Below are 19996 nucleotides of genomic sequence, written 5' to 3'. Positions count from 1 at the left end.
ACCTATTCCTCTTACTTATTGTAATGATGTTAGTGTCAAATTTCAACAGAAAAATGATTGAGAATGCTTATCACATAAGGGATTCTCTTTAGCACTTCCCCCTAAAAGATGACTTTAAACGTCAAATTTATATGAAAATCTGTTAAAATAAAAAGAACCAAAAAACGAAACTTGTCACAGAAGAAATGTAGGTGTGTTTAGATTGGCGATAAACTACTTTGATACCGTGGTTCTCGACTGTCTGGACAAAATAGACGGCGAACGGACTCCGAGTGCTGTGTTTCATTTATTAAAAGGAAAAAAGTCGTCTCAAACCATTCAGGATGCCGGCTTATTTCAGATCGCTAAATATTTCGGCATGGCTTCACATTGTGAACGCGGCGATATTGCGGCTTCTTTGCATAGACTCACCGAGAACTCATACATTACAGCCGGAAAAGAAGAGGGAACGTGGAAAGTGACTGCGCGCGGCGTTCAAAAGCTTGAACGGGCGTTTGCCGAGCGGCCTTGGCCGAAGCACTGCCACGGCGCGAATTATCAAACGCCTGCTGTCACACTGTGGAGGCGGCTTTCCCTGCTCATTCAAGTCCTGTCAAACAAAGAGCATCAATGTAATCAATATATCCCGGTTACAAACGATGTGCAGACGCTGAGATGGGTCAAACGGTTCATGCAGAAAAACATAGACGCTAAAGAGCTCTCCGTCCAAATGCATGAGACGCTGTTTCACCTTCTGCAAGGCGTAAGTGAACGGCAGGCGCTTATTTTTGTCTATTCTTTAACTTCATTCAACAGAATCGGTAAAACGAATAAGCAGCTTGCTCTCCAGCTGAACAAAGATGAATGGTATGTGTCCGTCCAGTTTTGGGGAGCGGTACATTATGTTATTCAATCGCTTCCGCAATGTGCATATCCCGCTCTGCGCGAGCTGTTGTCCGATCTGCAGGCGGAAAGCGCGCTGACACAGTCTGCCAGAAAAACCTTTGAGCTGTTGGAAAAAGGGTTTCCGATTGAACGGATCGCCGCGGTCAGAAATTTAAAAACCGCCACAATCGAAGATCATATCGTAGAAATATCATTGCATCAGCCTGCATTTTTTACAGAACAGTATCTTTCTGAAGAGGAACAGCGTATGATAACGGCATTTGCAAAACAGCATCAAACGAATAAAATTAAACGGATTCGCGAAGGAATGCAGATGCGCTTCAGCTATTTTCAGATCAGGCTGGCGCTGGCAAAGACGGTGAATCAGCATGACTGAGCTGCATAAAGCTTTATCCAGGTATTTTGGTTTGCATTCCTTTAAAAAAGGGCAGGAAGAGATTATGACTAGCGTGCTCCAAAAAAAAGATACGATCGCCATGCTTCCGACCGGCGGGGGAAAATCATTATGCTATCAGCTCCCGGGTTACATGATGGACGGGCTGGTGCTGATTATTTCGCCGCTCCTTTCATTAATGGAAGATCAGGTGCAGCAGCTGAAAGCGAAAGGGGAAAAGCGGGTTGCGGCATTAAACAGCATGCTGAATTCCGCAGAGCGGCATTTTATCCTCAGCAACATCAGCCGGTATAAATTTCTCTATATGTCTCCTGAAGCCCTTTCTTCACCTTATGTACTGAACCGCTTGAAAAACGTCCCGGTCAGTTTATTTGTTATTGATGAGGCTCATTGCATATCAGAATGGGGACATGATTTCAGGCCTGATTACTCGAAGCTCGGACCTTTCAGGCAGGCACTCGGAAAGCCGCCTGTATTGGCGCTGACCGCAACAGCGACAAAAGAAACGCTCAGAGACGTGACGGATGTGCTCGGACTTGAGCATGCGGTGCGTCATCTTTATTCAGTCAACCGGCCGAACATTCTCCTGGCGGCAGAACATTTGGCTGATAATGCCGAAAAAATAAGCAGGCTCACGGAGCTTGCCGAAAAGCTTGAAGGCCCGGGTATCATATATTGTCCGACCAGAAAATGGGCGGAAGAGCTTGCGGCTGAGCTGAACGAAAAAACGGGAAAGCGGACGGATTATTATCACGGCGGAATGGATACAGGCGACAGGATTTTAATCCAGCAGCAATTTATCCATAACCAGCTTGATTGCATTTGCTGCACCAATGCGTTCGGCATGGGTGTGGATAAGTCAGATATCCGCTTTGTCATTCACTTTTATCCTCCCCAAACGGCCGAGGCCTTTATGCAGGAAATCGGCAGAGCGGGACGCGACGGCAGCCCGAGTGTCAGTATTTTGCTGAGGGCGCCCGGCGATACCGAGCTTCAGCAGCAGATTATTCAGACAGAAAGCCTGTCTGATTATGACCTGGAAGGCATTCTGGCCGTCATACGGGATGCCGGTACGAGTGATGAGCGAAAGCTTCGGGACGTTCTGATCAATAAGGGCGTCCAGGAAACACAGGCGCGAACGGCCGTCCATCTGTATCTGCAAGGAAAAACCACAAAAGACCAGCTGCAGGAAGAACTGACATACCGCGTGGAAAAGAAGCTGCGTAAAATGAATCGTTTTTCGGCGTTATTAGAGCGGAAAGAATGTATAAGAGAAGCGCTGCTGTCTTATTTTGATGAACCGTATGAGCCTGATGGTCAAACCGGACAATGCTGCAGCAGCTGCGGACTTGATCTGGCTCCGTACGAGCAAAAAGGAGAACGTAAAAATATGGAACGGTTTGAAGATTGGAAGCTGGAATTAGGCCGGATTTTCGGATCAGAGTCTGCGGGTGAGTTCAGCTGAGACGGCAAAGCGAATTGATCCGGCAGCTCTCAGACCGGGAGATTGTGATGCAGCTGTATGCCACCCAATTGCTCATATTGGCGGTTTCAGCTGTTATCGGCTTTTTCTTTTTTACCGACATTCACGATTTTTTAAAGCTGTGGCATATACGTGACGATAATATCATATGGTACGGTGTAACTCTTGCCGTCCTTGTCATTTTTGCCGATCTGGCGGTGATGAAATGGTGTCCTTCGCATTTATATGATGACGGCGGCATTAATGTATTGCTTTTTAAGAACAGGCCGGTTCTGCATATTTTGTTTTTGACGCTTCTCATTTCGTTCAGCGAAGAGATTTTGTTCAGAGGCGTTCTGCAGACACATATCGGCTTATGGGCCGCCAGCTTCATTTTTACCGTGCTTCATTTCAGATACTTGGCGAAGTGGCTTCTGTTTATGATGGTTGCGGGTATCAGTCTTTTGCTGGGGCTTATCTATGAATGGACCGGCAATTTATTCGTTCCGGTTACAGCGCATTTTATTATTGATGCGGTATTTGCCTGTCAGATCCGTTTTCAATATGTTAGGAGGGGTTTGCATGACGGAAATGTCAAGAGTTGAAAGAAGAAAAGCTCAGCTGCGTGCCGAGCAGCAGGTTGCCGCGGCCGCGGATGAACAAATTGAATATCTTGAAGACAGCCTCCCGACAAGACAATCTGTAAAAGAGGAGCGTAAAAAAAAGGAAGAGCAGGTGAAGGAAAAAACCAAAACAAAAACGCCGCTGTTCACTTTTCTGACCGTCCTGTTCATTATCGTAACAATCGGTGTCTTTTTCGGTCTTCTTTATATGACGAACAGCAGCAGATTTGACCCGAAGGACTATGAAGATGTCTTCATAGACCACAGTGAAAGCGCGCCTGCCGTTATTCCGAAAGGCGCTCAGAAAGAAACGTCAGGAACCGCTCTTTTAGAACAACCGAAAAAAAAGTCTGACGACAAAGATAAGAAAGAAGCGGCTGCACCTGAAAAAACGAAAGAAAAACCAAGTGAAAAACCAAGTGAAAAAACACCTAAAAAAACGGAAACGCCCTCAGAAAAACAAGTAAAGCCGACAGACACCGAATACGCGGAGACAAAACAGCAGTCTCCGCCGGCTGTCCGTGAAAAAGCGGCTCCGGCTGAGGCGAGTGATCAAGCCGGGACTGTCCCAAAAAAAGTGCGGACCGTACAGCATACTGTACAGCCGAAAGAAACGCTTTACCGTATTTCAATGAAATACTATAAAAGCCGGGCGGGCGAAGAAAAAATCCGCAGCTACAACGGATTAAACGGAAACGACGTGTACACCGGCCAGGTTCTGAACATTCCGCTGTCTGATTAAAATAAATGCATGTTTTCACCGCGTTTTTCATATAGTGTACCAATGAAAACGGACAAGGTGTGAAGCGCATGGATTCTTTATGGAAGCAATTAGACCGATTTGCTGACGGACCGACGAAACAAATGCTTCAGGCGCTGGTGAAACGGAAATTAAAATACGAAAATTATGCCGCACAATGCCGAAGATGGCAGTGGGCGTCCCTCGTTTGTTTTTCCCTGATGTGCATACTGCTGATGTTTAAAAGCTTTAGTGCCCCCCAAGCCTCTCCGCAGCTGATTCTGCAGGAAATATTAGGCCATACGGTTTACTTGTGCTGGATTATGGCTTCCGCTTTTGCGTATTGCACTTCTTATTATTTTAAAAAAAAGGAAGAAAAAGCTGAGGGTGAATTTCATAAACTGAGATGTGAAATTATCCAAAAAAGCACGGATTTATGGCCCCAGCCTGAAAAATGGAGGGCGAGAGAATCTGTTTTTCACTTGATGAAACATCGGTATGATATCAATCTTTATTTTGAAAGCAAATAAAATGAGGCGTTTTCCGGAAAGGATAGAAACGTCTTTTTTTGTTTGTCCGTCTAATATAAGACAATGACAGAATGGAGAGTGCGTTTATGAAGCTTACAGCGGGAATTCTCGGCTCATTGGCGGGAGCGGCTGCGGTTATGGCGGCCGTTATGTACAAAACGGCAAACGGCAGCCATCTGAAAACACATACATTTACGCTTGATAAAATGAAGGGGATGAAGCCGCTCACCATCTTCTTTATATCTGACGTGCACCGCCGTTTAATTGATGAAAAGCTTCTCCGCGAAGCGGCAGGTTATAAGCCGGATGCCGTTTTGCTCGGCGGTGATTTGGCGGAGGGCGGAGTTCCTTACGCCAGAATTGAAGAAAACATCAAACGTCTGACGGCTCTTGCGCCTGTCATGTATGTGTGGGGGAATAACGATTACGAGGTCAGCCAGCAAAAACTGCTCTCTCTTTTACGGGCATATAAAGTGATCCCGCTGAGAAATGAATCGTTTCAGTTTGCTTATAAAGGGGAAACCGTTACGATCTGCGGCGTGGATGATATCAGGATGATGATGGATGATTACGATGCTGCAATCAGATATACGGATGCTGACAAAGTAAACCTCCTGCTTTGCCATAACCCGGACATTCATGAGCAGATGAGGGAGTCAGACGGGATTGACGCTGTGTTCAGCGGCCATACGCATGGCGGCCAAATCCGTTTCGGCCGGTTCGGGCCGTACGAATTGGGCGGGACGGGAACGGTAAAAAAAGCGCATTACCTGATCAGCAACGGCTACGGGACGACAAAAGTTCCGCTGAGGCTCGGGGCGAAACCGGAGACGCATATGATTACACTGTTTGGACCGGATGAGCCGTCTTCCTGAAACAAACCCGGCCGCGGTGATAAAAAACGGCATTCTGCTTGTCTTCCCGCTGTACACGGTGTAAACTGATAACAAATTAAGAACCTATGACTCATTTATTCATATACTGTGTTATATGATTTGTGTGCAAGAAGAGGCAGGAGGGAACATTATGCGGCTTGAGCGTCTGAACTATAATAAGATTAAAATCTTTTTAACCCTCGACGATCTGACTGATCGGGGACTGACAAAAGAAGACCTCTGGAAGGACTCGTTTAAAGTCCACCAGTTATTTAAAGATATGATGAATGAAGCAAATACAGAGCTCGGCTTTGAAGCGAATGGTCCGATCGCGGTGGAAGTATATTCTCTTCAGGCACAAGGCATGGTTGTGATTGTAACGAAAAATCATGACGCGGACGCAGAAGATGACGAATATGACGATGATTATATCGAGATGCAGGTCAAACTTGACGAAAGTCCGGATATTATTTATCAGTTCCATTCGTTTGAAGATATCATTCAGCTTGCCGGAAGCCTTCACCGAATCGGGATTACCGGCGGCACCGTCTACCACTATGAGAACCAATACTATGTAAGCCTTGAAGACCTCGGCTCCCGTTCCGCCGAAGGCGTCATCGCGGTGCTGGCTGAATACGGACACCCGGCGACGATTACGATTTACAGGCTCCATGAGTACGGAAAACTCATCATGGACGGCAATGCTGTGGAGACCATCCAGAAACATTTTTCATAAAAAAGATTTGAAACGGCAGCTGTTTTCAGCGGCCGTCTTTTTTTAAGCGAAATAATGGAAAAATCATTGTCTTTCTTCTATGCACGGAGATATTGAAGGTGTATACTAGTCACTGAAAGGGAGCATGAGAGAAACAGAAGATTTTAGGAGGTTAACTCAAATGGCAGCCGATCGATTCACCGGTCATAATGAAGAAGACAAACATGATGTATTAAAATCAACCCAAACCGTAATACATAAAGCTCTGGAAAAATTGGGGTATCCAGAAGAAGTGTATGAACTGCTGAAAGAGCCGCTCAGATTATTAACGGTTAAAATTCCTGTTCGGATGGATGACGGGTCTGTGAAAATATTTACAGGCTATCGTGCGCAGCACAATGATTCCGTAGGTCCGACAAAAGGCGGCATTCGTTTTCACCCGAATGTAACTGAAAAAGAGGTGAAAGCACTTTCCATCTGGATGAGTTTAAAATGCGGAATTATTGATCTTCCTTATGGCGGTGGTAAAGGCGGAATTGTTTGTGATCCGAGAAATATGTCATTCAGAGAGCTTGAAAGGCTGAGCAGGGGATATGTCAGAGCAATCAGTCAGATTGTCGGACCGACTAAAGACGTCCCGGCACCTGACGTATTTACAAACTCACAGATTATGGCTTGGATGATGGATGAATATTCAAGAATTGATGAATTTAACTCACCCGGCTTTATTACGGGAAAACCGCTTGTACTCGGCGGATCCCACGGCAGGGAATCAGCGACGGCAAAAGGCGTCACCATCTGCATAAAAGAAGCGGCCAAGAAAAAAGGTCTCGATATTCAGAACGCGCGCGTCGTCGTACAAGGTTTCGGAAACGCGGGCAGCTATCTGGCCAAGTTTATGCATGACGCCGGCGCGAAAGTTGTCGGAATTTCTGACGCGTACGGAGGCCTTTACGATCCGGACGGTCTTGATATTGATTATCTGCTTGACCGCAGAGACAGCTTCGGAACGGTGACGAAGCTTTTCAATGACACCATTACGAATCAGGAGCTGCTTGAGCTGGACTGTGATATACTTGTCCCGGCGGCGATCGAAAACCAAATTACAGAAGAGAACGCTGACCGCATCAAAGCGAAAATCGTTGTAGAAGCGGCAAACGGACCGACGACACTGGAAGGAACGAAAATCCTGACAGACAAAGGAACGCTGCTGGTTCCCGATGTTCTGGCGAGCGCCGGCGGTGTAACGGTTTCTTATTTCGAATGGGTTCAAAACAACCAAGGCTTCTACTGGAGTGAAGAAGAAGTCGAGGAAAAACTGGAAAATATGATGATAAAATCGTTTAATAATATTTATGAAATGTCCCAAAACCGCCGGATTGACATGAGGCTTGCGGCTTACATGGTCGGCGTGCGGAAAATGGCGGAGGCTTCGCGTTTCAGAGGCTGGATATAAACCAATCGTTTGCATAAACAAAAAAAATCTCCTATGATAATATAGGAGATTTTTTATATGAGTGGAAACTTATGATGGAAATGCCAATCGCAGGAGTTGAAGGACATGACAGAAGAAAAAGCAATTATAATAGGCGGAGGTCCTTGCGGATTATCGGCGGCTATACATCTGAAGCAAATTGGCGTGAACGCGCTTGTGATCGAAAAAGGGAATGTCGTAAACAGCATTTATAACTATCCGACCCACCAAACTTTTTTCAGTTCAAGTGAAAAATTGGAGATCGGCGATGTCGCCTTTATTACGGAAAACAGAAAACCGGTCCGAATACAGGCTCTCTCTTACTACAGAGAGGTTGTCAGAAGAAAAGAGCTGCGCGTAAACGCCTTTGAAACGGTGGAGCGCGTAACGAAACAGGAAGACGGCCGTTTTCTTGTAGAAACATCAAAAGACCGCTACCTCACTCCGTTTTGTATCATTGCGACAGGATATTATGATCATCCGAATTATATGAACATACCGGGTGAAGGGCTTCCTAAGGTATTTCATTACTTTAAAGAAGGCCATCCTTATTTTGATAAAGATGTTGCTGTGATCGGCGGGAAAAACTCAAGTGTGGACGCGGCTTTGGAACTCGTGAAGTCCGGTGCGCGCGTCACGGTGCTCTACAGAGGACATGAGTACTCCCCGAGCATCAAGCCGTGGATTCTGCCTGAGTTTGAGGCCCTCGTCAGAAACGGCACAATCCGGATGGAATTCGGCGCTTGTCTTGAAGAAGTGACGGAAGATGAAATCATTTTCCGCTCCGGCCGAAATGAGACGGTCCGGCTGAAAAACGATTTCGTATTTGCCATGACGGGATACCATCCCGATCACGGTTTCCTCGAAAAAATCGGTGTGCGGATTGATGCGGAATCAGGCCGGCCGTTTTTCCGGGAAGAAACGATGGAAACAAATGTTGACGGTGTTTTTATCGCCGGAGTCATTGCGGCTGGAAATAACGCCAACGAAATTTTTATCGAGAACGGCCGTTTTCACGGCGGCTTGATCGCAAACGAAATATCAAAACGGCTGGGTGCAGAGAGCATATGATCATTCATATGCTCTTTTTTAAAAAAATTGAAAGATGTAAAAGTATGAACAACATGGTACGATAGATATAGGAATATAAAGGAAAGAGGTTGCCTGATGTTTGCAATCATCTCTGCAGGAATTGCTCCCGGCATTGCGCTGTTAAGCTATTTTTATTTAAAAGATCAGTATGACAATGAACCCGTACATATGGTGCTGAGGTCTTTTTTTCTCGGGGTTGTCCTTGTGTTTCCGACCATGTTTATCCAATATGTTCTTGAAAAAGAGCATGTGGGGGGAGGAAGCTTTTTCGTTTCGTTTTTGTCTTCGGGATTTCTGGAAGAATCGGTGAAATGGTTCGTTCTGATGATCAGTGTGTATCCGCATGCTCATTTTAATGAGCATTATGACGGAATCGTTTACGGGGCCAGTGTGTCTTTAGGATTTGCCACGCTTGAAAATATTCTGTATCTATTCGGCCACGGCGTTGAGCATGCTTTCATCAGGGCGCTTCTGCCGGTCTCCTGCCATGCGCTGATCGGAGTGATTATGGGATTTTATCTCGGAAAAGCCCGCTTTTCGCAGAAAAAAGCCCGTGTCAAATGGCTTGTGATTTCGCTGGCCGTGCCTTCATGTCTGCACGGTTCTTACGATTTTATTCTTACCGCCCTCAATCATTGGGTATATTATATGCTGCCGTTTATGCTGTTTTTATGGTGGTTCGGGCTGCGAAAGGCAAAAAAAGCACGCTCCGTCAATATGATCCAAGTGTGAAGAAACCGCGCGTCGCGTGCGGTTTCTTTTTTATGCCTTGACAGGGGATAAGAAGGAAACGTGCATAAAAATAACCTCGTGACAGACAATACGGGTACACTTTAAATTTTGCAGTAGGAGGCTTGAAGAGATGAAGTGCAAAGGAGCCTTTATGGCATGTCTCATTCTATTTTCTTTCGCCGCTGCTTTCTTCGATCATCATGAAACGGTTCATGCGTTTTCAAATCAAGTGATTCAAAGAGGCGCGACGGGTGATGATGTTATAGAATTGCAGGCCCGTCTTCAATATAACGGATTTTATAACGGGAAAATCGATGGTGTTTACGGCTGGACCACATACTGGGCCGTGAGAAATTTTCAGGAGAAATTCGGCATGAAACCGGTTGACGGCCTCGTCGGCGCGAAAACCAAACAGGTGCTGATTTCAAAATCAAAATATTACCGTGAATATGTAATGGAGCAGATCCAAAAAGGGAATACGTTCACTCATTATGGCAACGTCCCATTGGAAAACCAAACAAAACCGAGGGCCGGAACGCAGAAGCCGGCGGGAACGAATAAGCCTGCTCAAAAGCCGCAAAACAATAAAGGCGGTCAGTCAAATCAAAAGCAAAATACGACAGCGGCCAATATGCCTGGCGGTTTCTCAAACAACGACATCAATCTTCTGGCACAGGCTGTGTACGGGGAAGCGCGCGGTGAGCCGTTTGAAGGGCAGGTTGCCATCGCCGCGGTTATTTTAAACCGTATTAAAAGCCCGTTATTTCCGAATACGGTGGCCGGCGTCATTTTCGAACCGCTCGCGTTTACCGCCGTTGCCGACGGCCAAATATATATGCAGCCGAATGAAAGAGCAAAAGAAGCGGTTCTTGATGCGATCAACGGCTGGGATCCTTCTGAAAACGCAATTTATTATTTTAATCCTGATACGGCGACAAGCAAATGGATTTGGGGACGTCCGCAGATAAAAAGAATCGGAAAACACATTTTCTGTGAGTAAAAGTACGCAAAATGAGGTGTTAACATGATTAGAGGAATCATTATCGCTGTTCTCGGTGTCGCGATCGCCGCAACCGGATATTGGGGATATAAAGAGCATCAGGAAAAAGATGCGGTCCTTCTGCATGCGGAAAATAATTATCAGAGGGCTTTTCATGAATTAACGTACCATGTAGATCAGCTTCACGACAAAATCGGGACGACGCTTGCGATGAACAGTAAAAAATCTCTGTCTCCGGCGCTCATTGATGTATGGAGAATAACATCTGAAGCTCATAACAATGTGAGCCAGCTGCCCCTGACTCTCATGCCTTTTAATAAGACGGAGGAGTTTTTATCCAACATAGGAGATTTCAGCTATAAAACATCCGTCCGGGATTTAGACCAAAAACCGCTTGATAAGAAAGAATATACAACACTGAACAGCCTGTACAAACAGGCGGAGAACATTCAAAACCAGCTCCGCAGCGTTCAGCATCTCGTCATGAGCAAAAATTTACGGTGGATGGATGTTGAGATGGCGCTCGCCTCTGACAAAAAACAAAGCGATAATACGATCGTCGACAGCTTTAAAACAGTCGAAAAAAATGTAGGCGCTTTTTCTGAAGACAGCATCAGCCCCACATTTACAGGAGCAAATACAGAACAAAAAGGTTTTACGCATCTGAAAGGAAAACAAATTACGGAAAAAGAAGCGGTCAAAATCGCGCAACGGTTTGCGCCTGATCATAATTATTCAATTAAAGTGGTCAAAAGCGGCAGGAAAACGAATCGGGACGTATACAGCATCCGCATGAAAGACGCCGACAACAAATCTTTTATCTATATGGATATTACCCAAAAAGGGGGACATCCTGTCTATTTGATTCAAAAACGGGCCGTGAAGAAACAAAAGATCAGCCTCAATGAAGCATCTAACCGGGCTGTCGCGTTTTTAAAGAAAAACGGATATGAAACAAAAGGTCTCGAAATTGATGAAAGCGCGCAATATAATAACATCGGCGTCTTTTCTTTTATTCCCGTGGAGAAAAACGTCCGCATTTATCCGGAAGCCATCCGAATGAAAGTGGCGCTGGATGATGGTGAAGTCGTCGGTTTTTCCGCGCGTGATTACCTGTCGGCGCACCGCACGAGAACGATTCCGGCTCCCTCTTTGTCAGCTGATGAAGCGAAAGCGAAGCTGAATAAAAATGTTGAAGTGCGGGAGACCCGGCAGGCGCTGATCACGAATGAGCTCGGTCAGGAAGTGCTTTGCTACGAAATGCTCGGGACGATCGGGAAAGACACGTATCAAATGTTCATTAATGCGGACGACGGAAAAGAGGAAAAAATAGAAAAGTTAAAAAGTGCAGAACCTATATATAAAGACCTATAAAAATAAAGGAGGAAAGGACTAAAAGTCTTTTCCTTTTTTTCGTTACATGCTTTAATAAAAGCATAAATAATGAAAGAGTGAAGGCCCATGATAGCTGTCGGAGATTATATTTGGATTGAATACATAGAGAACAATGAGCCCAAAAAAGCGAGGAGCAAAGCAGTAAGCGTTGAAAACGGCGAACTGCACATCTCATATCCCGTCGATCTGGATTCGGGACGGACGGTCTTTTTGCATAAAGGATTGGAAATAACAGCGGAATTTATGGGGAATGGCCGCGTGCCGTATCAATTTAAAAGCATAATCAAAGGAAAGAAAAAAGACCCCATCCCGATGATCGGATTGGACATCCCCCCTCAGGAGGAAATGAAGCGGATTCAAAGACGCCGATACGTCCGTGCAGACGCAGTATTGGATGTATCCGTCAAAATGGAAGCGGAAAAAACCGCTTTCCAAACGGTTTCCTCTAATATCAGCGCCGGCGGAATCGCTGTTGTGATGCCTGAGCATATTTCCGCGGAACCAGGTGAAAAGCTGTATGTCTCATTTTCTCTTCCCGGCAAGGAAAATACAGCCGATATTACGGCCGAGGCTGTTACCCAGCGGATTTTTTATGATGAAAAGGCGGATAAACAAAAAATGACGCTTGAATTTGCAGAAATCGATCCCGCTTCACAGCAGCTTTTACTCCAATATTGTATGCGCGCGCAGCTGCAGCAGAGAAGAAACAGTCTGTCGGAATAAACAGCAGCACACTTTTCCATACTAATCATAATGGAGGTGCGCGTGTATGAAAACGTTTGAACGTCTGCTGGTCAAATTGGTCTGCATTCAGCTTATCATTTTGGGCACGGTGCAGTTCTTGCTTCATTATCAGCCTATTGAACCTTATATTTCGAAAGCTGTGAAATATGAGGGAGTTGATAAAATGGAGAAAAAAGAATGGATTGAAACGGTAAAGCGGTAAATCAGCTCAATTTTTTCGCCCCTTTTCCGGCAGTTCATGATACAATCCATAGAGGAGTAAAGAGCAAGGAGAGAGATTATGGACAAGAAATTATCAATTGCGATCGACGGGCCGGCCGCTGCCGGAAAAAGCACCGTTGCTAAAATAGTGGCTGAGAAAAAATCATATGTGTACATTGATACAGGAGCGATGTATCGTGCCATTACATATACGGCGCTCAAGCAGAATGCCGATTTAACTGATGAAGCCGCGCTTACAGAGCTGCTGAAGCGTACGGAAATTGAGCTTGTATCCGCTCCGGAAGGACAAATCGTTCTGGTAAACGGAGAAGATGTGACAGAAGAAATCCGTAAAGACGAAGTCAGCAACCAAGTATCAATCGCCGCCAAGCATAAAGGCGTCAGAGAAGAAATGGTCAAAAGACAGCAGCAGCTCGGACAAAAAGGCGGTGTCGTCATGGACGGCCGTGATATCGGTACTCATGTGCTGCCTGATGCCGAAGTGAAAATTTTTCTGCTCGCGTCCGTAGAGGAAAGAGCGAAGCGCCGATATGAAGAGAATAAGAAAAAAGGCTATGACGTGAATTACGAGACGCTCATTGAAGAAATTGCCAGACGCGACAAACTCGATTCAGAGAGGGAAGTTTCCCCGCTGCGCAAAGCGGAAGACGCGATTGAAATCGATACGACGTCACTCAGCATTGCCGAAGTCGCAGGAAAAATTCTGGAGATCGTCGAACAGAAATCACGTTAACTTCGGGCGGAGCGCTTTATAATTTTTTTCGAAAGACAAGATGTTATTGCTTGACAAACCAGTCCATTTATTAGAAGTTAATACTAATAAAACTTTTTATTGATCATTCAAAATCTTTTTGGATGATTCTTTAATACATATTCGGCTGAAAAGCGGACATTCACATGTTCAGCTTTCAAACCGTATTAATTAAGCTGTGTAGGTTTGGACCAAGGAGGTTATTCAAATGACAGAGGAAATGAATCAAATTGATGTTCAAGTGCCAGAGGTTGGAGATGTAGTAAAAGGGATTGTGACAAAGGTAGAGGACAAGCATGTAGATGTCGAAATTGTCAATGTCAAACAGTCCGGAATCATTCCAATCAGTGAATTATCAAGTCTTCATGTAGAGAAAGCATCGGATGTCGTAAAAGTTGACGACGAGCTTGACCTGAAAGTAACAAAAGTGGAAGACGATGCTTTGATTTTATCTAAACGTGCCGTTGATGCTGACCGCGCTTGGGAAGACCTTGAAAAAAAATTCGACACAAAAGAAGTGTTTGAAGCTGAAGTGAAAGATGTGGTGAAAGGCGGTCTCGTCGTTGATATCGGCGTTCGCGGCTTCATTCCCGCATCACTTGTCGAAGCTCATTTCGTCGAGGATTTCACTGACTATAAAGGGAAAACCCTCTCTCTTATCGTCGTTGAACTCGACCGTGATAAAAACCGGGTGATTCTGTCACACCGGGCTGTAGTGGAAAAAGAACAGACAGCCAAAAAGCATGATTTTCTCCAAACACTTGAGGTTGGAAGCGTGCTTGAAGGAAAAGTGCAGCGTCTGACTGATTTCGGCGCATTTGTCGACATCGGCGGAATTGACGGGCTTGTTCATATTTCGCAGCTGTCTCATTCACACGTCGAAAAACCGTCTGACGTGGTGGAAGAAGGTCAGGACGTAAAAGTGAAAGTACTGTCCGTAGACCGCGATAACGAACGTATTTCTTTATCTATTAAAGAAACGCTGCCGGGACCTTGGAGCCAGATCGGCGAAAAGGTAAAACAGGGAGATGTGCTTGAAGGAAAAGTGCAGCGCCTTGTAAGCTTCGGCGCCTTCGTTGAAATTCTTCCGGGCGTGGAAGGACTTGTGCACATTTCGCAAATTTCCAATAAACATATCGGAACGCCGCATGAAGTGCTTGAAGAAGGACAGACTGTTAAAGTGAAAGTGCTTGACGTGAACGAAAGCGAAGAGCGCATTTCCTTAAGCATGCGTGAGCTTGAAGAAGCGCCGAAAGCCGATCAGGAGGACTTCCGCCAATACCAGGCGAAAGAAGAGCCGAGCACCGGCTTCCAGCTTGGCGATTTAATCGGAGACAAGCTTAATAAATTAAAATAAATTGGTGATAAAACGTGACACGAGCAGAACGAAAAAGAGAACATATAAATCATGCGCTGTCTACCGGCCAAAACCGGGAAACGGGGCTTGATGATATTACGTTTGTTCATGTCAGCCTACCGAACCTAGCATTGGAAAAAGTGGATATCTCAACGAAAATCGGCGGACTCACAAGCAGTTCGCCGATTTTTATCAATGCGATGACAGGCGGCGGCGGACAACTTACATACGAAATTAACAGATCGCTGGCAAGAGCCGCGCGCAAAGCCGGCATGCCGCTGGCTGTCGGTTCGCAAATGTCAGCTTTAAAAGATCCCTCCGAACGGTGTTCTTACGAGATCGTCAGAAAAGAGAATCCGGACGGGCTGATATTTGCCAATTTAGGCAGCGAGGCGGATGCCGAGCAGGCGAAAAGGGCAGTTGATATGATTCAAGCAGATGCCCTCCAGATTCATTTAAATGTGATTCAGGAGATCGTCATGCCAGAGGGTGACAGAAGCTTTACCGGCGCTCTCGGCCGCATTGAGCGGATTGCGGCGGAAGCGGGAGTGCCCGTTTTTGTCAAAGAAGTCGGCTTCGGAATGAGCAGGGAATCGGCACGGCAGTTATTTGATGCTGGCGCAGCAGCAGTTGATGCCGGCGGATACGGCGGTACGAATTTCTCTAAGATTGAAAATATGCGCAGAGAGAAGGCGCTTCATTTTTTTAATACGTGGGGAATTTCCACTGCCGCAAGCTTAGCGGAAATCTACTCGCTCTCCGCTGATCAATCAATTATCGCATCCGGTGGGCTGCAAAGTGCCCTGGATGTCGCCAAATCAATTGCCCTCGGCGCTTCCAGTGCGGGAATGGCGGGCACTTTCCTGAAAGCTCTCACCTCTAAAGGAGAAGAGGGCCTGTTTGACGAGATGACGGCGCTTTTACAAGAGCTGAAAATGATTATGACCGCCCTCGGATGCCAATCGGTTGCCCAATTGCAAAAGGCGCCTTTGGTCATAAAAGGTGACACACATCACTGGCTTTCTGAACGGGGAATTGACACATCCCGTTTCAGCAGACGTTAAAAGGCATGCGAACCCGCATGCCTTTTTCTGTTTTTTACGATTTTCTTTTTCGGAATTCCCCGTTCTGCTCAAGGCTTGTCGCTCCTTTATGGTGAATCGAATCATCGCGATCAGATTCCACCCGGCGGGAGGCTTTCAGTTTTTTCTCCTGTCTGTCTTTTCCCATCCTTATCCGCTCCTTTCAGGCATAATTGGTTTAAAAAATGCGTTCCCGCTCCATACTGATCAGAGGAGGAGCGATTATGGAACCGTTTTATTATTACTGGTCAATGTGGTTTTTATGGATACTTGCGACTTTTATTTTTGCCAAAACGAAAAGCCGTTTTTACGTATCAGTCTTTATTTTGACTAATATGATGGCAAGCATACATCAGATTACGGCTTATTTTACGCTGAATGCGGCATATGTCATGTTTTTTGCTGCGGCATTTGTTTATGCGGGAAGCCTCGGCATGCATAAACGGCTCCGTAATATTGTGATTCATCTGACGGCGTCTGCGGCGTACGGCTTTATTTTTCTTTTTGCATTATATGATCCTGTTTGGTTTATCATAAAACCTGAATGGGCGGCGGTTATACTGCTTACCGTTATTACGCTTTCCGTTGAGGGGCGGTTCCCTGAGAGGCTTTGTCTTTTTGTTCTCGGCATGTGCCAGGGGGAGCTATTGTATGCTGCGGTCATCCGCAACATTGCGGGTGCGGCAGCCGTCGGGGATTATCAATGGCTTTCAGGCTGTTCGGCGGGAGTGATTCTCCTCGTCGGGCTGACTACATATGAACAGCTTGCGGCGCGCATCAGCCAAAAAAGCAAAAAGCAGGGCAAAGGAGCGACAAAAATGTCTTGAAAACAGACGGAGACTGTTACATGAATGCGAAACATTTTGAAGAATACATTGTGATCTCAGTGAAAACTGATATAATAAATGAGTTAAGCCCTTCTGTTTGAAGGGTTCTTTTCATAGCGAAGATGATTTTTAATAACCGGTTGAACAATTTTTTGTGAAAATGTAAGCGGCTGGATTGAAAGGAAGGGTACTATGGGTAAACCTGTCGTAGCCATTGTCGGAAGACCGAATGTGGGAAAATCTACAATCTTTAACCGGATTGCGGGTGAAAGAATTTCAATAGTAGAAGATACCCCCGGAGTGACGCGGGACCGGATATACAGTTCGGCGGAATGGCTGAATTATGATTTTAACCTGATTGATACGGGCGGAATTGATATCGGAGACGAACCGTTTCTGACACAGATCCGCCAGCAGGCTGAAATCGCCATGGACGAGGCTGATGTGATCATCTTTATGGTGAACGGCCGCGAAGGTGTGACGTCTGCGGATGAAGAAGTGGCAAAAATACTGTACCGGACGAAAAAACCGGTCGTATTAGCCGTAAATAAATTAGATAATACCGAAATGAGAGCGAACATCTATGACTTTTATGCGCTCGGCTTTGGAGAACCGTATCCGATTTCGGGCACACACGGTTTAGGATTGGGAGATTTGCTCGATGCTTGTGCCGAGCATTTTAAAAACATTCCGGAGACGAAGTATAGTGATGATGTCGTTCAATTCTGCCTGATCGGCCGCCCGAATGTCGGAAAATCATCCCTTGTCAATGCGATGCTCGGCGAAGAGCGGGTTATCGTGAGCAACGTAGCCGGAACGACTAGAGACGCTGTGGATACGGCGTTCACCTACAATCAGCAGGAATTTGTAATCGTTGACACGGCGGGAATGAGAAAAAAGGGTAAAGTATATGAAACAACAGAAAAATACAGTGTGCTTCGGGCGTTAAAAGCCATTGACCGCTCAGACGTCGTCGGCGTTGTGCTGAATGCAGAAGAAGGCATCCTTGAGCAGGACAAGCGGATCGCCGGATACGCCCATGAAGCCGGGAAAGCCGTCGTCATTATCGTAAACAAATGGGATGCCGTTGATAAAGACGAACGCACGATGAAAGAATTTGAACAGAATATTCGGGAACATTTCCAATTTCTCGATTACGCGCCGGTGCTGTTTATGTCGGCACTGACGACAAAGCGGATTCATACACTCATGCCTGCGATTATTAAAGCGAGTGAAAACCACTCTCTCCGCGTACAGACAAATGTCTTAAATGATGTCATTATGGATGCGGTCGCCATGAATCCGACTCCGACGCACAACGGCTCCCGTCTGAAAATTTATTATGCGACTCAAGTCGCTGTTAAGCCGCCGAGCTTCGTTGTTTTTGTCAACGATCCGGAACTGATGCATTTTTCTTATGAACGCTTTTTAGAAAACCGAATCCGGGATGCTTTCGGATTTGAAGGTACGCCAATTAAAATATTTGCAAGAGCAAGAAAATAAAAAGGTGTGATACAGAGATGAAAAAAGTGGCAATGCTTGGAGCGGGAAGCTGGGGCACTGCACTTTCTTTAGTGCTGGCTGATAACGGACATCAAGTCATGATGTGGGGACACCGTGCCGAATTGATCGATCAAATCAACGAACTGCATGAAAACAAAGATTACCTGCCGGGGGTGGAGCTATCAAGTTCTATCATCGGTACAGCTGATTTAAGCGAGGCTTTAAAAGGAGCTGACTTCATCATTGTGGCAGTTCCGACAAAAGCCATTCGGGAAGTGCTGAAAAAGGCTCTGCCGTACATCCCGAAACAATCGATTTTTGTTCATGTCAGCAAGGGAATTGAGCCGGATTCGCTTCTCCGCATTTCAGAATTAATGGAAGAGGAGCTGCCTGAGGAGTACAGAAAAGACATCGTCGTGCTTTCAGGGCCGAGCCACGCTGAGGAAGTCGGATTAAGACACCCGACGACTGTTACATCATCTTCAAAAAATATCAAGGCTGCAGAAGCGGTTCAGGATTTATTCATGAACCAGCATTTCCGCGTCTATACCAATCCGGATATGATCGGTGTTGAAATAGGGGGAGCGTTAAAGAATATCATCGCTCTTGCAGCGGGGATTACAGACGGATTGGGATACGGAGATAATGCAAAAGCGGCCTTAATCACCCGAGGTCTTGCTGAAATCGCCAGACTCGGCACAAAGATGGGCGGAAATCCGCTCACCTTTTCCGGCCTGACCGGCGTAGGCGATTTAATCGTGACGTGTACAAGCGTTCATTCTCGAAACTGGCGCGCCGGCAACCTGCTCGGCAAAGGATACAAGCTGGAAGCTGTCCTGGATAAGATGGGGATGGTTGTTGAAGGCGTGCGGACGACGAAAGCTGCGTATCAGCTGTCTCAAAAATACCAAGTGAAAATGCCGATCACAGAGGCGCTTCACCAAGTATTATTTAACGGGCAGAAGGTAGAAACGGCCGTAGAATCCTTAATGGCCAGAGTGAAAACCCATGAGATGGAAGACTTGGTCAACACATTCGAAAACCGGGTGAAGTGACAATAACATGCCGTCAGCATATTCTGAAGTGACGAAAGTCCAAAACGCAGAACTCTCCGGCTGAAATCGCTTAAAACATTTGCTGATTTAGGCAGAAGAGGATGCAGACGTATGCATCTGCGCATACTATAGCATCGAAGTCCAAGAGAGTGTATCTCAGACGTACAGGTGAATATAGTCAACTTGACTGAAGCAAAGTCCCCCTCTTTGCTTCAGTTTTTTTTGTTTTTTCAATAGATGGAAAACCTGTTGATCTTTTCAACATTTGTATATTAAAATGAAATATAACGCTTACAATGATGGGACGGGGGGCACGAACGTGAGTGTGGCATTGATGAAAATGTGGTTTGCGCTTGGTGCTATGGGATTAATGTTTGTTGCGGTGGCCTCTATTTATGTCAGCAGATACAAAGTGAAAAACAAACTGATAAAAGCAGCAGTTTCTTCACTCGCTTATGCCTGCATGGTCATCTCGGGATTGATCGTGTTAATGGTCGTTTTCAGCGGGCCTGTCAATGAATAAAGCAAAAAGGGGGCGC

General features: G+C 45.8%; 22 protein-coding genes. 21 read left to right on the top strand and 1 reads right to left on the bottom strand.

Going from position 1 to position 19996, the window contains the following annotated elements; genetic code table 11:
* The first annotated feature begins 202 nt into the window (after positions 1-202).
* From NYE42_RS11835 to fni, 17 genes are all read left to right on the top strand, one after another.
* Positions 203-1261 carry a helix-turn-helix domain-containing protein gene (locus tag NYE42_RS11835; RefSeq protein ID WP_352426480.1) on the top strand — a complete coding sequence of 353 codons (1059 nt, stop codon included), beginning with the start codon at positions 203-205 and terminating at the stop codon, positions 1259-1261.
* Entirely contained in the window at positions 1254-2744 is a 1491-nt protein-coding gene (locus tag NYE42_RS11830) for an ATP-dependent DNA helicase RecQ (protein ID WP_095352982.1), read from the top strand. Before NYE42_RS11835 ends, NYE42_RS11830 begins: the two co-directional genes overlap by 8 nt.
* Positions 2745-2758: 14 nt before the next feature.
* The gene (locus NYE42_RS11825) at positions 2759-3346 is read left to right on the top strand and encodes a CPBP family intramembrane glutamic endopeptidase (RefSeq protein WP_007409441.1); all 588 of its coding nucleotides are present in this window, start codon (positions 2759-2761) and stop codon (positions 3344-3346) included.
* The gene (locus tag NYE42_RS11820; protein ID WP_060674344.1) at positions 3324-4106 is read left to right on the top strand and encodes a LysM peptidoglycan-binding domain-containing protein; all 783 of its coding nucleotides are present in this window, start codon (positions 3324-3326) and stop codon (positions 4104-4106) included. The genes NYE42_RS11825 and NYE42_RS11820 overlap by 23 nt, the downstream gene beginning before the upstream one ends.
* Positions 4107-4174: 68 nt before the next feature.
* On the top strand, positions 4175-4633 hold the full coding sequence (locus NYE42_RS11815; protein WP_144664587.1) for a YpbF family protein: 459 nt from the start codon (positions 4175-4177) through the stop codon (positions 4631-4633).
* An 86-nt stretch (positions 4634-4719) separates the two neighbouring features.
* Complete coding sequence (locus NYE42_RS11810; RefSeq protein ID WP_352426479.1) at positions 4720-5508, top strand: metallophosphoesterase; 789 nt, start codon at positions 4720-4722, stop codon at positions 5506-5508.
* A 151-nt stretch (positions 5509-5659) separates the two neighbouring features.
* Positions 5660-6244, top strand: coding sequence for a genetic competence negative regulator (locus NYE42_RS11805; protein ID WP_003153412.1), 585 nt, complete (start codon positions 5660-5662; stop codon positions 6242-6244).
* A 160-nt stretch (positions 6245-6404) separates the two neighbouring features.
* The gene (gudB, locus tag NYE42_RS11800; protein WP_003153413.1) at positions 6405-7679 is read left to right on the top strand and encodes an NAD-specific glutamate dehydrogenase; all 1275 of its coding nucleotides are present in this window, start codon (positions 6405-6407) and stop codon (positions 7677-7679) included.
* Between the two features lie 105 nt (positions 7680-7784).
* A complete protein-coding gene (locus NYE42_RS11795) occupies positions 7785-8768 on the top strand; it encodes a YpdA family putative bacillithiol disulfide reductase (RefSeq protein ID WP_012117874.1) in 984 nt (327 codons plus the stop codon).
* A gap of 96 nt (positions 8769-8864) precedes the next feature.
* Positions 8865-9521 carry a glutamic-type intramembrane protease PrsW gene (gene prsW, locus NYE42_RS11790; RefSeq protein WP_352426478.1) on the top strand — a complete coding sequence of 219 codons (657 nt, stop codon included), beginning with the start codon at positions 8865-8867 and terminating at the stop codon, positions 9519-9521.
* Between the two features lie 130 nt (positions 9522-9651).
* The gene (sleB, locus tag NYE42_RS11785) at positions 9652-10521 is read left to right on the top strand and encodes a spore cortex-lytic enzyme (RefSeq protein WP_064115478.1); all 870 of its coding nucleotides are present in this window, start codon (positions 9652-9654) and stop codon (positions 10519-10521) included.
* Positions 10522-10545: 24 nt separating this feature from the next.
* Positions 10546-11895: a germination protein YpeB gene (ypeB, locus tag NYE42_RS11780; RefSeq protein WP_342496965.1), complete on the top strand. Its 1350-nt coding sequence runs from the start codon at positions 10546-10548 to the stop codon at positions 11893-11895.
* Between the two features lie 87 nt (positions 11896-11982).
* Positions 11983-12639 (top strand): flagellar brake domain-containing protein, encoded by a 657-nt coding sequence (locus NYE42_RS11775; protein ID WP_342496964.1) that lies wholly within the window; start codon positions 11983-11985, stop codon positions 12637-12639.
* A gap of 46 nt (positions 12640-12685) precedes the next feature.
* Positions 12686-12862: a YpfB family protein gene (locus NYE42_RS11770; RefSeq protein WP_186314442.1), complete on the top strand. Its 177-nt coding sequence runs from the start codon at positions 12686-12688 to the stop codon at positions 12860-12862.
* A gap of 78 nt (positions 12863-12940) precedes the next feature.
* The gene (cmk, locus tag NYE42_RS11765; RefSeq protein WP_014305316.1) at positions 12941-13615 is read left to right on the top strand and encodes a (d)CMP kinase; all 675 of its coding nucleotides are present in this window, start codon (positions 12941-12943) and stop codon (positions 13613-13615) included.
* Between the two features lie 226 nt (positions 13616-13841).
* Complete coding sequence (rpsA, locus tag NYE42_RS11760) at positions 13842-14990, top strand: 30S ribosomal protein S1 (RefSeq protein WP_003153426.1); 1149 nt, start codon at positions 13842-13844, stop codon at positions 14988-14990.
* A 14-nt stretch (positions 14991-15004) separates the two neighbouring features.
* Entirely contained in the window at positions 15005-16054 is a 1050-nt protein-coding gene (gene fni / locus NYE42_RS11755; protein WP_144664590.1) for a type 2 isopentenyl-diphosphate Delta-isomerase, read from the top strand.
* A 34-nt stretch (positions 16055-16088) separates the two neighbouring features.
* Here the strand turns inward: fni and NYE42_RS11750 are convergent, their stop codons facing one another.
* The gene (locus tag NYE42_RS11750) at positions 16089-16220 is read right to left on the bottom strand and encodes a YpzI family protein (RefSeq protein ID WP_003153429.1); all 132 of its coding nucleotides are present in this window, start codon (positions 16218-16220) and stop codon (positions 16089-16091) included.
* 76 nt (positions 16221-16296) lie between these two features.
* On the opposite strand from NYE42_RS11750, the gene NYE42_RS11745 reads away from it, so the two are divergent.
* The 4 genes from NYE42_RS11745 to NYE42_RS11730 all read left to right on the top strand — a co-directional run bounded on the left by NYE42_RS11745 (position 16297) and on the right by NYE42_RS11730 (position 19980).
* Positions 16297-16899 carry a hypothetical protein gene (locus NYE42_RS11745; RefSeq protein WP_053573269.1) on the top strand — a complete coding sequence of 201 codons (603 nt, stop codon included), beginning with the start codon at positions 16297-16299 and terminating at the stop codon, positions 16897-16899.
* 192 nt (positions 16900-17091) lie between these two features.
* The gene (gene engA / locus NYE42_RS11740) at positions 17092-18402 is read left to right on the top strand and encodes a ribosome-associated GTPase EngA (RefSeq protein WP_003153433.1); all 1311 of its coding nucleotides are present in this window, start codon (positions 17092-17094) and stop codon (positions 18400-18402) included.
* Between the two features lie 17 nt (positions 18403-18419).
* Positions 18420-19457, top strand: coding sequence for an NAD(P)H-dependent glycerol-3-phosphate dehydrogenase (locus tag NYE42_RS11735; RefSeq protein ID WP_003153434.1), 1038 nt, complete (start codon positions 18420-18422; stop codon positions 19455-19457).
* A 319-nt stretch (positions 19458-19776) separates the two neighbouring features.
* Positions 19777-19980, top strand: a complete 204-nt coding sequence (locus NYE42_RS11730; RefSeq protein ID WP_003153435.1) for a DUF2768 domain-containing protein — start codon at positions 19777-19779, stop codon at positions 19978-19980.
* Positions 19981-19996: the final 16 nt, after the last annotated feature.

Source organism: Bacillus sp. FSL K6-2865, from assembly GCF_040311405.1.
Taxonomy (GTDB): Bacteria; Bacillota; Bacilli; order Bacillales; family Bacillaceae; genus Bacillus; species Bacillus velezensis.
This window is presented reverse-complemented; position numbering and strand designations above follow the sequence as displayed.

What these genes read in the sequence shown, in the direction of transcription:
- NYE42_RS11805 (WP_003153412.1), top strand. Translation starts at nt 5,660, where the DNA reads ATGCGGCTTGAGCGTCTGAACTATAATAAGATTAAAATCTTTTTAACC.
- NYE42_RS11745 (WP_053573269.1), top strand. Translation starts at nt 16,297, where the DNA reads ATGGAACCGTTTTATTATTACTGGTCAATGTGGTTTTTATGGATACTT.
- NYE42_RS11775 (WP_342496964.1), top strand. Translation starts at nt 11,983, where the DNA reads ATGATAGCTGTCGGAGATTATATTTGGATTGAATACATAGAGAACAAT.
- NYE42_RS11750 (WP_003153429.1), bottom strand. Translation starts at nt 16,220, where the DNA reads ATGGGAAAAGACAGACAGGAGAAAAAACTGAAAGCCTCCCGCCGGGTG.
- cmk (WP_014305316.1), top strand. Translation starts at nt 12,941, where the DNA reads ATGGACAAGAAATTATCAATTGCGATCGACGGGCCGGCCGCTGCCGGA.
- NYE42_RS11830 (WP_095352982.1), top strand. Translation starts at nt 1,254, where the DNA reads ATGACTGAGCTGCATAAAGCTTTATCCAGGTATTTTGGTTTGCATTCC.
- ypeB (WP_342496965.1), top strand. Translation starts at nt 10,546, where the DNA reads ATGATTAGAGGAATCATTATCGCTGTTCTCGGTGTCGCGATCGCCGCA.
- gudB (WP_003153413.1), top strand. Translation starts at nt 6,405, where the DNA reads ATGGCAGCCGATCGATTCACCGGTCATAATGAAGAAGACAAACATGAT.
- rpsA (WP_003153426.1), top strand. Translation starts at nt 13,842, where the DNA reads ATGACAGAGGAAATGAATCAAATTGATGTTCAAGTGCCAGAGGTTGGA.
- NYE42_RS11810 (WP_352426479.1), top strand. Translation starts at nt 4,720, where the DNA reads ATGAAGCTTACAGCGGGAATTCTCGGCTCATTGGCGGGAGCGGCTGCG.
- prsW (WP_352426478.1), top strand. Translation starts at nt 8,865, where the DNA reads ATGTTTGCAATCATCTCTGCAGGAATTGCTCCCGGCATTGCGCTGTTA.
- NYE42_RS11815 (WP_144664587.1), top strand. Translation starts at nt 4,175, where the DNA reads ATGGATTCTTTATGGAAGCAATTAGACCGATTTGCTGACGGACCGACG.
- engA (WP_003153433.1), top strand. Translation starts at nt 17,092, where the DNA reads ATGGGTAAACCTGTCGTAGCCATTGTCGGAAGACCGAATGTGGGAAAA.
- NYE42_RS11770 (WP_186314442.1), top strand. Translation starts at nt 12,686, where the DNA reads ATGAAAACGTTTGAACGTCTGCTGGTCAAATTGGTCTGCATTCAGCTT.
- NYE42_RS11820 (WP_060674344.1), top strand. Translation starts at nt 3,324, where the DNA reads ATGACGGAAATGTCAAGAGTTGAAAGAAGAAAAGCTCAGCTGCGTGCC.
- sleB (WP_064115478.1), top strand. Translation starts at nt 9,652, where the DNA reads ATGAAGTGCAAAGGAGCCTTTATGGCATGTCTCATTCTATTTTCTTTC.
- NYE42_RS11795 (WP_012117874.1), top strand. Translation starts at nt 7,785, where the DNA reads ATGACAGAAGAAAAAGCAATTATAATAGGCGGAGGTCCTTGCGGATTA.
- NYE42_RS11735 (WP_003153434.1), top strand. Translation starts at nt 18,420, where the DNA reads ATGAAAAAAGTGGCAATGCTTGGAGCGGGAAGCTGGGGCACTGCACTT.